This window comes from Pseudomonas syringae CC1557 (genome assembly GCF_000452705.1).
In the GTDB taxonomy this organism is placed as follows: Bacteria; Pseudomonadota; Gammaproteobacteria; order Pseudomonadales; family Pseudomonadaceae; genus Aquipseudomonas; species Aquipseudomonas syringae_F.
On sequence record NZ_CP007015.1, the window covers coordinates 1 to 12,087 of the forward strand.

A 12,087-nucleotide genomic window follows, 5' to 3' on the forward strand; every position below is an offset into this window, starting at 1 on the left:
GGTCACAGCGCGAAATTCCTCGGCACCGGCCAGCCCGACAAAGCTGCAGAAGTCCTGCAGGTCATTCTGGTACGCACGACGCGTGCGCGGGTTGTCAATATTGGCGAACCACTCTACTGCCGCAGGCATCGCAGCCAGGTGCTGAAACTCCGCAGCCGTCAGCCGACGCTCAGGTTGGATAACAAGCTCGGACATCTAAGCTACCTTCCAGTTTTTTATGTGGATCACCCGGCAACGATGGACTACTTCCTCGACGCGCGAGGATGGCGCGGTGAGCTGGTGTAGATCTCTGTACCGTAGAAGGGAAGAGCGCCTAGGAAGTCTTTCAGCACAGCATCAACTTCAAGTGAAAGCAAAACCAATGTTTTGAAGGCGTTGGGCACTTGGTCTTTCTCGAATATGGCCCATCTATCCGTCATGGCCCGTTCTGCCTTTCCCTCCCTGTCCCATTCCCTGGATTTGTGGTGAACCAGTGCGTTACGCGCTTTGACCAGGCCTTTGAGGCTATTGAACGCAGGTCCGTTCTCATTGAGGGAGCGACCGCAGATGAGACGAGGAACAATCATCCACTTGCCAAGTAGGTCCATTTTATCCAGGTATAGGGTGGCCACCTTGTCACCCAGCTGGATGGCTGCCAAGTCAAAAACAGCAGCTTCGATGGCCATGGCTGAAAAGACGATGGTCTTGATGCCGTTAGCAGCCTTTCGGTCCTCGCGGTCCATAGCTCCGGTGGGATCGTAAGGAGGGCAAAACAGGGGACTGGGATCTGCAGCATCGTCAAGGAAAAATGCGAAGGCGTTTTCCGCAATTCTTGCGTAGGTGTCCGCCATAGTGTCGACACGGATGTAGGTGTCGCGGATCTGAAAGGGGTCTGAGCTGCTCATCAGCGTCCTGGCTTGAAAGTGGTGATAACGTATTTTATCACCAGTTTTTGACGGAGCTAAGCGACTTTTCTCTTTACGCACACGAGACGCCACAAAACGCCTTGACTTATACTGATTTGATATAATGTGCGTGTACACCTTCGGGTGTAAAGCAAGACATAGGTGTGGACCTATGGCATTCCTGCCGGGAGTGCAAGATTTTCTGGATTGCGGCGCGCCGTCGCAGTTCAAACAAGCAGGTGACCAAGCTGGGGAACGCTGATGGCTTACTCATATACTGAGAAAAAACTCAATTTTATCAAAAACTTACTAAGGTATTACCAATGGCAGAGGTATCGAAGTTAGTAGATTTTTGTGGCAGCAGTGAAAAGGATATCGCGAGCTTTCCACCCGTTATTCGTGACCGAGTGGTCTACCAGCTTGACTTGGTAAAGCACGGAGAAGATCCATCCAACTTCAAGCCTGTGAAAACTGTTGGACCAGGCGTATACGAGATTAAAATTCGAGCAAAACAAGGGGCTTTTCGCGTGTTTTATGTGGCGAATCGAGCAGGCGTGATTTCGGTACTGCATGCGTTTCAGAAAACCACTAAAAAGACGGAAAAGCGTGACATTGATCTTGCGAAAACAAGATTGAAGTCGCAGGGCTAAGACGGACTGGCACCCCCTTGCATCTGCTAGGGGTTAAGCATTAGGTGCACTACGATAGCCCTAACCCTATGAGGTATGTATCGAGTAAATTCATCAATCGAGGTAAATATGATGACAAACGAACGCCACGCCAATATTTGGGATGCGTTGGTTGAGTCGCCGGAAGAAGCTGAAAATTTGCAGTTACGTTCGACGCTGATGCGGGCACTCACCCGAAAGGTACGCTCTTGGGAGCTTGCCCAAAAGGACGCAGCGCTGAGATTGAAGGTAACGCAACCTAGGCTGAACGACCTGCTTAAAGGGAAAATTGATAAATTTTCCCTTGATGCTTTAGTGAAGATGTTGCCCGGCGCAGGCCTGCAGATTGAAGTGACAGTCAGAGAGCGCTCTGAAGCGTAAGTTTCAGTCTTACACAGAGGCTCTGCCTGGCTTGATGTTGACCAGCAGCGCATTAGCTGGATCAAGCTCACAGCTTAGCGCGTTCGCTTTCACAGCTAGCGCGTTATACGCGCCCCTGTCCTGCCCCCAATTCGCGTCGCAGAGTAAAGACGTATTCTGGCTGTTGGAACAATAAGTAGGGCACTGATATTAACTGATAGTGCTTTGAAAGAAATAAGCAAAAAGTTCTGATTGAGATTTTATATTGAGCTTACTGTAAAAATTTCTTCGATGTACTTTAACTGTCTCTGGGGATACCGATAGCTTTCCAGCAATTTCGCTATTTGAAAAACCACTCAAAGCCAGCTTTAAAACTTCAATTTCACGCCCCGTGAGTTGTGGAGCAAGCTCTATAATCTTGTCCTGCCATTGCTGGGGTCGAGAGCTTTCTTTTTCTTCAACATCAGAAGCTATACGTTGCTTCATCAAAGCCAATACCCAAGGTTTGATTAAGTCGAATATAGCAATATGCTCCTGAGTAAACCGACTTTTGCTACCCATGGATAAACAAAGTGTTCTTTCAGAGTCAAGCTGAACGTTATACTGAACTTCATCTACTGATACGAATTGTTCAAAATAAAGATGATAGTACTCTGTTTCCAAAAAGTGAGTCGGTGCAATGTCCAAGAGATGAAAGAAACCGCTTTGCTGATTTTCTCGATTAGCTATGTAGAAGGGGTCAAGCATGTATAGCCCTTTGACATACCGGTTGAGCAGCCCATCTATTTCTTCTTCGTCAGCGGTATCAGGATAGCAAATTGCCTGTACCCCTTCGCTGCCAAACATCAGCACAACCCAGTTGTCGACTGGTGCATATTCCTTCAGCAATCTGACTAGCGAATTCCAAAACTCAGGCCGGTTGAGCTTTTCGATTAGTTTCGCTATCGATCTGTGCCAAATTTGGCCCTGGAGCTGGTTTGGCATCGTCTACCCCTATTGGGTTATTTAAAACCTGACTTGATACGTTTATATTGCGCCCTCATGGATTCGGTACCTACCAATGGGGACTGACCAATGGCATGGAGTAAGCCTATGAAAAGCGTTCGTATGTTGACCATCATTACTGCCTCTTTGTTCAGCGCTGGGCTAAATATTGCGATTGCGAGCCCAACCAGCGTGCATCTATACAACTGGTATGCCTTCATTGCACCAGATACCCCTAAAGAATTCGAGCACGAAACCGGCAGCAAACTGCTCATTGACTCCTTTGACAGCGCCGAGATCATGCAGAGCAAGGTCATGGCTGGGCGCACGGGGTATGACGTAGTAGTAGCTACCTCAAACGTGTTGCCGAGCTTGATCATTGCAGGAGTGCTCCAACCTCTGGATCGTAGCCAGCTCGGCAACTGGTCGCACCTTGATTCCGAAATACTGGCTAAGGTTTCTGTTAATGACCCTGGAAACCAGTACGCAGTGCCCTACCTTTGGGGGACTACCGGAATCGGATATGATGTCGATAAGATAAAGTCCGCACTAGGTGATGACGCTCCGGTGGATAGTTGGGATTTGGTGTTCAAGGAAGAAAATATTAGTAAGCTCCAGCAGTGCGGTGTAGCAATGCTCGACTCTCCGAGTGAAATTATTTCGATTGCCTTGCACTACCTTGGTCTGCCTCACAACAGCAAAAACCCAGACGACTATCAGAAAGCTCAAGCCTTATTGCTCAAGATTCGTCCTTATGTACGCTATTTTGACTCATCTAAAATTGATGCTGATCTGGCTGATGGTAATATTTGTATGGTTGTAGGATGGGCAAATGGTGCGCTTGCAGCGCAAGAGTTGAATGAGAAAAACAAAACTGGACGTCGGATAGCATACTCCATCCCTCGCGAAGGCGCTTTGGTATGGTCAGAGAATATGGTGTTGTTGAAGGATGCCCCTCATCCACAAGAAGGCATGGCGTTTATAAACTACATGTTGCGCCCTGAAGTGATTGCTAAAACTTCAAATCACACCCTTTACCCTAGTGCTAATAAAGATGCAAAGCAGTTTGTAGAGCCAAAACTTAGAGATAACGCTTCGGTTTATTTGGATAAAGATACTATTAGTAGGCTTTTCCCTTTAGAGCCCCTTCCGTTGAAGCTAGAGCGAATTCGCACACGCGCTTGGGTCAAAGTGAAGAGTGGTATTTAAGCCGGAAATTTTGCCGTGAATATTGAGCGCGTTTTGCGTAGATTCGTCTAAGTAGAACGCTCAAGTGATGGTATAGATTCGAGGACAGAATCAGCTATGACTACCTCAGTCGCTGTACTAGAAAAACCACACCGGGATGAAATCAAAGAGCTGGTGCAACTCGTTAGAATGGATGAGAAATATGCTGCGTTGGTTGCAGACGGTTTCTTACCTCTCGATGTGCAATCGAGTATATATAACTTCCAGAGAAAAAGCCGTATAGAGGAGTTATCTCAAAAATATGGCCTGATTTAACGAGTTTTCATCTATTCAGACTGTGTCTTTTTGGACGGGTTATTGTATGCGATGAATTTATCGGTAAGACGGATGATTTCCTCAAGACTTTCAGGAGAATCGACCTGATTGATTTTTTCTGAAAGTTCTTGTCGGAGCGATATCAATCGCGTGCGGAGAACATCTTGGCCACCAGGTAGCAGCTCTCCTGGAGAGACGTTGAAAACGGTTGCGATTCTTACCAACTGCTCGATGCCAGGCAGGTTTATGCCTCGTTCGTAACGTCCTATCAGCGGAGCGTCGCAGCCAATCTTTTCCGCCAAGTCCGCTTGGCTCAACGTAGAAGACTTCCGAAGGGCTTTGATTTTTGCTCCTACCACGCTCCTGAGAGTGTCCACAGTGTCTCCAAAAAAAAACCAATAATTTCATCTGCTTGCGCCTTCACAAAGTCACAAATGTGTCTATTAGATACAAAAGTGTTTACTTTTTTTTCTGTTCCATCTATTTTGTTTCCTAGAAATCCGTTTCCTGATTGAGCTCCTTCGATCCAGAAGCGGATAGAGCCGGCTCTCTATGGCTCATGATTCTCCCCTGGGCCCAGCGGTTCCGGAATTCGAAAGAGCGCCTGATCGAAAGGTTCTGATTATGAAAAACTGGCATGTTTTGATGCACAATTCTGCCGTTTATCAGTCACTTATGACATTGATAGAACGGTTAGACGTTGAGGTGTATTCCCCCGTCAGAATCACCTCTCGCAAACGTACGGATCGCCCTTCGTCGATAGAAAAGGAGGTTCGTTTGTTTCCTGGCTATCTGCTGCTACGGTTCGATCCCGAGGTGACACACACCACAACCATCACAGCGTTGAATGGTGCCCATGGGTTCGTTCAGTTCGGCGGTCGAACCTGTGTTTTGCAGGACTCTACGGTAGAGGAATTAAAGGCTGCTGCGCTGATTCGATCTAACCGTTCACTTGATTGCATCGAGTTTCGCAATGTGCCGACAGAGCTAGAAAAAACTCTCCGGCTGATCATCGACATGAAGTCTGAAGCTGCCCGTAGGGCGGCTTTCTTCGCGCTTCTATCGCAGAACGCCGCGCTGGAGCGACTTGTCGGGCGTTCTGGGACCGTTTTCTATTCGACGGTGAACGCCGCCTAGGCATTACCTATTTTCACGATTTCCCATTTCACCGCCAGGTCTTGCTTGGCGGTGTTTTTTTGCGTTCTCACAGCCCTTAGGAGTTCCCATGGCGTCATCCGAAGATGAAGCAACCACCAAGACATCAAGCGTATATATCCGACCGATCAGGGTGGAAGCACTGAATAAAGCCGCGATACGGGTGAGTTATGAAACCAACAGCTCCAGGCAGATTTCGCCTTCTGACCTCGCTCGGTATCTGATCGATAACTTTCTTGAAAAAGCCGTCGAGAAGCTGATTGAAGATTCTCAAGGGCGGCCTTCTGGGAAGCCTCTCACTACTACCGACTAGAAGGAATTTGCAATGCTCACCACCAGTGCCTTCCTGGCCCTGGCTATGCAATGTGCTCCCTCGATACACCCTTCCACGCTTACCCCCATCGTCAAGACAGAATCTTCCTTCAATCCCTATGCCATTGGCGTGGTCGGCAAAGTGTTGCCGCGTCAACCGCAAAGCCTGGATGAAGCTGTATTAGTGGTGAAGCAGCTGGTGGAGGAGGGCGCTAATTTCAGCATCGGCCTGGGCCAAATCAACCGGCAGCATTTCGATGTCAGTCGACCCGAACCTGTGTTCGAACCCTGCACCAACTTGCGCATGGCAGCGCGAGAGCTACAGGCCTGCTATGTAAAGGCCAGTAAAGCCGATCCTGATGTGCAAAGCGCTTTGCACAAAGCCATTTCCTGTTACTACAGCGGCAACCCCAAACGTGGCTTTAAGGCCGAGGCCGAATTTGGTGGCAGCAGCCATGTGCAGCGTGTGCTGGCCAACGCAGGCGGTACCACCGTGACCGTCCCTGCGCTGGAAGGCGGCTCCGCTGAGCCAAGCCAGCTCCAGCGCGCTCAGGCCCCGGTATCCGCCGTTGAGCCGACCTATGAAAGCTGGGACGTGCTGCGTCAGTACCCGCGCTATCTGCCACCTGCACCACCGTCTGTTTCTGCTCCACCGGCTGCGCCAGCTCCTCCAGCTGTATCCCCTGAAGAACCCTCAACTCTCCCTAAAGAGGATCAATGATGATCAAACGTACCCTTGTGCCCAACAAAGGCGAGCTGGGCATTCTGCTGGTGGCTCTGGCCTACCTGCCCGGTATCGCCTCCGCTGACTGGCTCACCACGCTGAACCAGTGGGGCAGCAATATCCGCCTGGGCCTTTACACCCTGGCGGGCACCCTGGGCCTGATTTGCCTGATCTGGTCAGGTGCCCAGTGGCTGATTGCTCGCTCCACGGGCGACCGCTCGCACACCTTCATGGACTACCTGGAGCAGGTAGGTGTGCTGCTGGTCGTTGGTGGATCTGTGCTCCTCGGCACAGCGGCTTGGCAGGTGTTCGGCACCGGCGTGCCGGGTTGACCAGGAGCGCTTATGGCCAGTAACGAAGTACTCAAGAAACTGACCTTCGAAAGCTACAACGCCATGAGTCGGCCTGCGATGTTCTGGAACATTCCCATCATGCCGATGGTGGGGTTGCTGATGGGCGGCTTGGTCTTCGGTGTTGCCGCGACGTTCCTGCTGTCCTGGGTGTGGGGCCTGGTTGCTGCCTCCCCGTTCCTGATTGCCCTCATTGCCTTGAGGGTCGTGGGCCTGATCGATCCTCAGTATTTGCGCCGTATCCGCTTTGCACGGCGGCGTCTCTGGCTGAATCTCAAGTACGGCAAACCGTTATTGCTGACCCCTTTTAATCCGCAATGGAGCGAATTCTATGGCGCACGATTTTCACACAAGCGTTATGCCCCCGGAAAAGAAAGTGCCATTGATGCGCTATCCGGTCCACGAACACATGGTGACCCTACCCGGCAATCGCCTGGTGAGCCTGATCCAGTTAAAGGGGGTTTCCAGTGAAACCCGCAGTGATAACGAACTGATCCAACTGTTTCACAACCTCAACCGCTACTTCCTGGCCCTGGGCAAAAAGGAAGGCAAGCACCTGATGCTGCAAACCTACATCACCAAGACAGGCATCGAGCTGGACACGCAATACACCTTGCCGCTGCCCGCGCTGCAGGACTTCGTGGACGCTTACACGGCACCCTTTCGCAACGGCACCTTCTTCCAGGTCGGGTACAGCATTGCGCTGATCCTCAAGTACCGCGAGGTTGATGAAGGGATCGAGCGTATGAGCGACCTGTTGTCACTTTCCTCTACGTTGCTGGCCGAATATGACCCGGTCATCATGGGCCTTGAGGAAAGCGAACACGGTGCATTGTTCTCGCAGATCGGGCGCTACTTCAGCCTGTTGATTAACGGGCACGAAAAAGACGTGCTGGTCAGCGACACCCGCTTGGGTGACGCGATCATTGATAGCGTCACCAACTTCGAAAACTACGATTTTGTCGAGAACCGGCCCAATCGGGGTGGCCAGCGTTTCGCGACTACCTTTGACCTGCGCGACTACCCCAGTGGCGGGACCTACCCCGGTATGTGGGACGAGGCCATCGAGCAGCAGTTCGAGTTCACCCTGGTGCAAACGTTTCTGTTCGAAGACCGCAACAAGGCCAAGGACAAATTCAAAAAGCACGTGGCGGATCTGGGTTCGGTCGAGCGCGATTCAAAGCAAACCGAGGAGCTTGAAAATGCCATCGATGCCATCACCCTGGGCGACAAGGCGTTTGGTCGTTATCACGCCTCGCTGATCGTCTACGGCAACACCCCGGACCAGGCCATCGAGAACGGCACGAAAATGGCGTCGGTGTTCACGGTGCGTGACGCGACCTTTGTGCGTTCGACCATGAGCAACATCGACACCTGGTACACGCAGTTCCCCGGTGTGACCGAGGCCATGTACCCCATGATGAAGTCGACCGAGAACCTGGCGTGCAGCTTTTCCCTGCACTCCACTCCCACGGGCAAGGTCAAGGGCAACCCCATCGGTGATGGAACGGGCGTGATGCCGGTGCTGACGGTCAACAAGGCCTTATATGTGCTCAACGTGCATGACAGCCCACCCGGCCAGAACAACCTCGGTGAAATGCTGCCAGGTCATGCGGTTTACACAGGCCAAACGGGGGTGGGTAAAACCACCGCTGAGGCCATCCTGCTGACCTTTCTCAGCCGCTTCGATCCGCTGATTTTCAGCATCGACTACAACGAGTCTTTGAGACATCTGCTGTGTGGGTTGGGTGCCGAGTATTACACCGTGCAGCCTGGGCACTTCACCGGCGTCAACCCGTTTCAGTTTCACGACCGTCCTGGGTTGCGGCAAATGCTGAATGATCTGGTGCTGTGCTGCGCCGGTGGTCCAGCGAAGACCGATGAAGCCGACCAGCGCACGATCAAGGATTCGGTCGAAGCGGTCATGGCGCATACCAATGTGCGACTTCGGGGCATGTCGCTGCTGCTGCAAAACATCCCCCATCGGGGTGGCAATTGCCTGCACACCCGGCTGTCGAAATGGTGCCGTTTGGCCGGTGAAGGCCGCGAAGGTCAGTACGCCTGGGTTCTGGACTCGCCGATCAACCAGTTCAATGCGCAGACCTACCGGCGTCTGGCCTTTGACTGCACGCAGTTGCTCAAAAACGACTACGCCGAGAAGCACCCCGAAGTCATGGAAGCGTTTCTGAACACGTTGTTCTACATGAAACGCGAAATGCACGAAGCCCGCCCCGGCAATCTGCTGTTGAACGTGGTGGCCGAGTATTGGGCACCGCTGTCGTTCAAAAGCACGGCGGACGCAATCAAAGAGGTCCTGCAGAGCGGACGCATGCGCGGGGAAATCCTGATCATGGACACCCAGTACCCCGAGCAAGCACTGGCGACGCCTTACGCAGCAGCCGTCATTCAGCAAGTGACAACGCCTATCTGGCTCCCAAACAAGAAAGCCCAGGCCGAGAGCTACGCCAAGTTCGGCGTCACCGGCAAGGTGTTTGAGGCAGTGCGTGATATGGGACCGCTGAGCCGGGAAATGGTGGTGCAACAGGGGCACCAGACGGTGAAGCTGAAAATGGAGCTGGACGGCCCGCTCAAGTATTGGTTGCCGCTGTTATCCGCCACTCAAAAGAACCTGGCAGTGGCTGAACGTATTCGGCAACACCTGGGCACGACCGATCCCATGGTCTGGGTCGATGCGTTCCTGGTGGCCGAGGCTGTGCGCCAATGGTTGAACACCGACGATCCCGCTGTATGGCTGCCCGCGTTCGACTATGCCGAGGGCCTGCGCCAGTCCATGAAGACGCGGGATGCACAGCGCTGGATGCCGGCCTTTCAAAAAGCCTGGAAAGCCCTTCAGGAACAGAATGAAATCGAGGTTTCGTCATGAAAAATCACGTGATGGCTTACGCGCTTAGCGCGCTCATGTTGACCACAGTCCTGCCTGCTGCGCATGCGGCAGTACCAGGCGTTCCGGTCCTGGATCCGTCTAACCTGCTCGCGCTGAAGGCGAATGCGTTGGCCCAGGCCAAGCAGGCGATGGACGCGCTGAGCACGGCCAAAGACGCGATCACACAGACCGCGCAGCAATACAACCACTACAAAAGCATCATCACCGGCAACGACATGTTGGGTGGGTTCCTGAACGACCCAGCCTTGAACAAGGTAATGCCTCTGGGGGACTGGGCCGATGTGTATAGCACGGGACGGGATATCGCCAGTTTGCGTGACCGCTACGGCTTAACTTCGGATAATGCCAGCGTGCAGGCGAAATTCGATCAGATGATGTCGGCTGCCGATGCGCTGGAGCGCAATTACAACGCCAGCACTGAACGGGTCAAGAACGCCGAGCTGCTAAGGGCCCGGTTAAACGAGGTGCAGACCCCACAACAGAAGGAAGATCTACAGCTGCGTTACCAACAGGAGCTGATCGAGCAGCAAAACCAGCAGATGCGGCTGGCCAACATGCAGATGCTCCAGCAGCAGCAAGAGAAAATGGAAAATGAACAGCGGGCCCAAGCGTTTAGTGATTACATGAAAGGTAAAACTAGCGTACGGCCTAGCTACGATTGATTACTAAGTTCACAAGGGAATATGACCTATGCTTAAAAAAATGAGTTCTTTGTTTTGTTTAGTGCTGTTTGCATTTGCACTGTCCGGGTGCGGTGATGATAAAGGGCAAGAATTTGTTGGGCGATGGACCGGTGAAAATAAAACCAGAATGGGCAAGCCAACCTATGTGATGGATATATCAAAGGATGGAGAAGTCTTCCACATTAACCTTGAAACCACAGCTGATATTGTGGGGTATGGGAAAATGAAAAAAGACCTGCAGCGACTTGAAGCAAAAGCAGAGTCAGACAGTGTGCTAAGCATGGCCGGTGGTCTTGCAACCATGCGCTTGGAAGGTAAGGTTATTCACTTCGACGGCACAACGTATAGCCGATCAAAATAACGGAGGCGGCATGGACGTAACAAAAATAGCCCAGACGTTGTTTGATTTCGTTGATGCCGCTCTGCAAAGCGCTTTGGTCACCGGCATGGCAAAGGTGATGCTGGGACTTGGAGCGCTATTCGGAACCATGTGGTTGATCAACTTCACGCTTCGAAACATTCAATGGTTGTACCGTGGCATGAACGTCGCTTTCGAAGACGTGGCGAAAGAAATTGCAAAAATGGCTTTTATCACCGCATGTGCATTCAACCTGGAGTGGTACGTAAATACAATCGTACCCTTTGTCACCGGCCTCCCCAATTGGATGGGGGGGGCCATGTCCGGCCAGGAGGGCGTGCAAACCAACCAGATAGACAGTTTGATTGCTACGTATATCGAGAACCTGCAAGCGCTTATAAGTGCCATGAACTTCAATATCATAACAACCAGTTTTGCTAATGTTTGGTTGGGTATTCAAGGAGTGGTGTTTTATGTGCTCGGAGGTATCCCGTTCTTGCTCGCCGCCGTTGCCACGCTTTTTGTGCTGAAGGTGTCGACAACGGCTATTGTATCCGTAGGGCCTCTATTCATTGCCTTTCTGTTGTTTGATCAGACCAAGCAGTATTTCTGGGGTTGGGCATCAGCCATCGGAGGCTTTATGTTGGCTCAGGTACTGGTTTCGGTCGTGCTTGCTATCGAGATTGGCTTTATCAACACTGCGATGATCAAAGATGGTTCTTTAAACACCTCTCTGGCGGGTAATTTCGTCATCCTGCTTGTCTTTGGCACGTTTACAGCACTTGTCATCGAACTTCCAAGCCAAGCATCCTCCATCATGGGCGGTGGTCCCTCCGGAGGAGGACTTGTCAGTAAAATCTCAGGATTTAGTGCAGCAAGAGGCATGACACGCGGTGTCGCCGCCGGTATTTCCAAACTGCGTGGGAGGGGAGGCAACAACATCAAATAGCTCTCTGATCCAATAGCACCATCGTTACCGGCTACGTCCTCTTCTTACTTGTAATACCCTCGCTTCTCTCAGGTACTCCACTATGAATTTCAAACTTGCTTTGAGCGGGCTGCTTTCGGCTGCCTTGCTGTCAGGGTGTGGCTCTGCACCCAAACTGTCCGAACCGGAAGGGCAGTGGGAAGACATGCCCTTCACCCATACCCCTGCGTCTCGGGCTGCCCCCGTGACAACGTCGACCACTGCCGTGCCTGG

At 51.8% G+C, this 12,087-nt stretch carries 16 protein-coding genes and 1 pseudogene; 13 read left to right on the plus strand and 4 right to left on the minus strand.

The annotated features are described in order from the left end of the window. Together N018_RS28245 and N018_RS25375 are read right to left on the minus strand one after the other, a co-directional pair. Positions 1 to 195 (minus strand): annotated as a pseudogene (locus N018_RS28245) (tyrosine-type recombinase/integrase); the annotation flags it as partial. Positions 196 to 242: 47 nt separating this feature from the next. After that, positions 243 to 884, minus strand: coding sequence for a hypothetical protein (locus tag N018_RS25375; RefSeq protein ID WP_229631653.1), 642 nt, complete (start codon positions 882 to 884; stop codon positions 243 to 245). A 323-nt stretch (positions 885 to 1,207) separates the two neighbouring features. Between N018_RS25375 and N018_RS25380 the strand changes: the two genes are divergently transcribed. Together N018_RS25380 and N018_RS25385 are read left to right on the plus strand one after the other, a co-directional pair. Next, positions 1,208 to 1,534, plus strand: coding sequence for a type II toxin-antitoxin system RelE/ParE family toxin (locus N018_RS25380; RefSeq protein ID WP_025391071.1), 327 nt, complete (start codon positions 1,208 to 1,210; stop codon positions 1,532 to 1,534). 111 nt (positions 1,535 to 1,645) lie between these two features. Next, positions 1,646 to 1,933, plus strand: a complete 288-nt coding sequence (locus N018_RS25385; protein WP_025391072.1) for a helix-turn-helix domain-containing protein — start codon at positions 1,646 to 1,648, stop codon at positions 1,931 to 1,933. A 189-nt stretch (positions 1,934 to 2,122) separates the two neighbouring features. Here N018_RS25385 and N018_RS25390 read toward each other — a convergent pair whose 3' ends face one another. Next, positions 2,123 to 2,896, minus strand: coding sequence for a helix-turn-helix transcriptional regulator (locus N018_RS25390; protein ID WP_017279416.1), 774 nt, complete (start codon positions 2,894 to 2,896; stop codon positions 2,123 to 2,125). A 108-nt stretch (positions 2,897 to 3,004) separates the two neighbouring features. On the opposite strand from N018_RS25390, the gene N018_RS25395 reads away from it, so the two are divergent. Both N018_RS25395 and N018_RS25400 read left to right on the plus strand, forming a co-directional pair. Further along, positions 3,005 to 4,105 (plus strand): polyamine ABC transporter substrate-binding protein, encoded by a 1,101-nt coding sequence (locus N018_RS25395; protein WP_025391073.1) that lies wholly within the window; start codon positions 3,005 to 3,007, stop codon positions 4,103 to 4,105. A 96-nt stretch (positions 4,106 to 4,201) separates the two neighbouring features. Further along, on the plus strand, positions 4,202 to 4,399 hold the full coding sequence (locus tag N018_RS25400) for a hypothetical protein (protein WP_025391074.1): 198 nt from the start codon (positions 4,202 to 4,204) through the stop codon (positions 4,397 to 4,399). An 11-nt stretch (positions 4,400 to 4,410) separates the two neighbouring features. Here the strand turns inward: N018_RS25400 and N018_RS25405 are convergent, their stop codons facing one another. Beyond that, entirely contained in the window at positions 4,411 to 4,776 is a 366-nt protein-coding gene (locus N018_RS25405; RefSeq protein WP_025391075.1) for a helix-turn-helix domain-containing protein, read from the minus strand. A 247-nt stretch (positions 4,777 to 5,023) separates the two neighbouring features. Between N018_RS25405 and N018_RS25410 the strand changes: the two genes are divergently transcribed. From N018_RS25410 to N018_RS25450, 9 genes are all read left to right on the plus strand, one after another. Continuing rightward, positions 5,024 to 5,536 carry a transcription termination/antitermination NusG family protein gene (locus N018_RS25410; protein WP_010199861.1) on the plus strand — a complete coding sequence of 171 codons (513 nt, stop codon included), beginning with the start codon at positions 5,024 to 5,026 and terminating at the stop codon, positions 5,534 to 5,536. Positions 5,537 to 5,624: 88 nt separating this feature from the next. After that, positions 5,625 to 5,867 carry a hypothetical protein gene (locus tag N018_RS25415; RefSeq protein WP_017279420.1) on the plus strand — a complete coding sequence of 81 codons (243 nt, stop codon included), beginning with the start codon at positions 5,625 to 5,627 and terminating at the stop codon, positions 5,865 to 5,867. Between the two features lie 12 nt (positions 5,868 to 5,879). Continuing rightward, positions 5,880 to 6,587 carry a lytic transglycosylase domain-containing protein gene (locus tag N018_RS25420; RefSeq protein WP_025391076.1) on the plus strand — a complete coding sequence of 236 codons (708 nt, stop codon included), beginning with the start codon at positions 5,880 to 5,882 and terminating at the stop codon, positions 6,585 to 6,587. Beyond that, complete coding sequence (locus tag N018_RS25425; protein WP_025391077.1) at positions 6,587 to 6,922, plus strand: hypothetical protein; 336 nt, start codon at positions 6,587 to 6,589, stop codon at positions 6,920 to 6,922. The genes N018_RS25420 and N018_RS25425 overlap by 1 nt, the downstream gene beginning before the upstream one ends. Positions 6,923 to 6,934: 12 nt before the next feature. Next, positions 6,935 to 7,411, plus strand: coding sequence for a VirB3 family type IV secretion system protein (locus N018_RS25430; RefSeq protein ID WP_040118647.1), 477 nt, complete (start codon positions 6,935 to 6,937; stop codon positions 7,409 to 7,411). Then, the gene (locus N018_RS25435) at positions 7,326 to 9,824 is read left to right on the plus strand and encodes a VirB4 family type IV secretion system protein (protein WP_229631655.1); all 2,499 of its coding nucleotides are present in this window, start codon (positions 7,326 to 7,328) and stop codon (positions 9,822 to 9,824) included. The genes N018_RS25430 and N018_RS25435 overlap by 86 nt, the downstream gene beginning before the upstream one ends. After that, positions 9,821 to 10,507 carry a P-type DNA transfer protein VirB5 gene (gene virB5 / locus N018_RS25440; RefSeq protein WP_025391079.1) on the plus strand — a complete coding sequence of 229 codons (687 nt, stop codon included), beginning with the start codon at positions 9,821 to 9,823 and terminating at the stop codon, positions 10,505 to 10,507. Before N018_RS25435 ends, virB5 begins: the two co-directional genes overlap by 4 nt. 28 nt (positions 10,508 to 10,535) lie before the next feature. Next, on the plus strand, positions 10,536 to 10,889 hold the full coding sequence (locus N018_RS25445; RefSeq protein ID WP_025391080.1) for a hypothetical protein: 354 nt from the start codon (positions 10,536 to 10,538) through the stop codon (positions 10,887 to 10,889). A 10-nt stretch (positions 10,890 to 10,899) separates the two neighbouring features. Further along, positions 10,900 to 11,835 carry a type IV secretion system protein gene (locus N018_RS25450; protein ID WP_025391081.1) on the plus strand — a complete coding sequence of 312 codons (936 nt, stop codon included), beginning with the start codon at positions 10,900 to 10,902 and terminating at the stop codon, positions 11,833 to 11,835. Positions 11,836 to 12,087 lie beyond the last annotated feature (252 nt).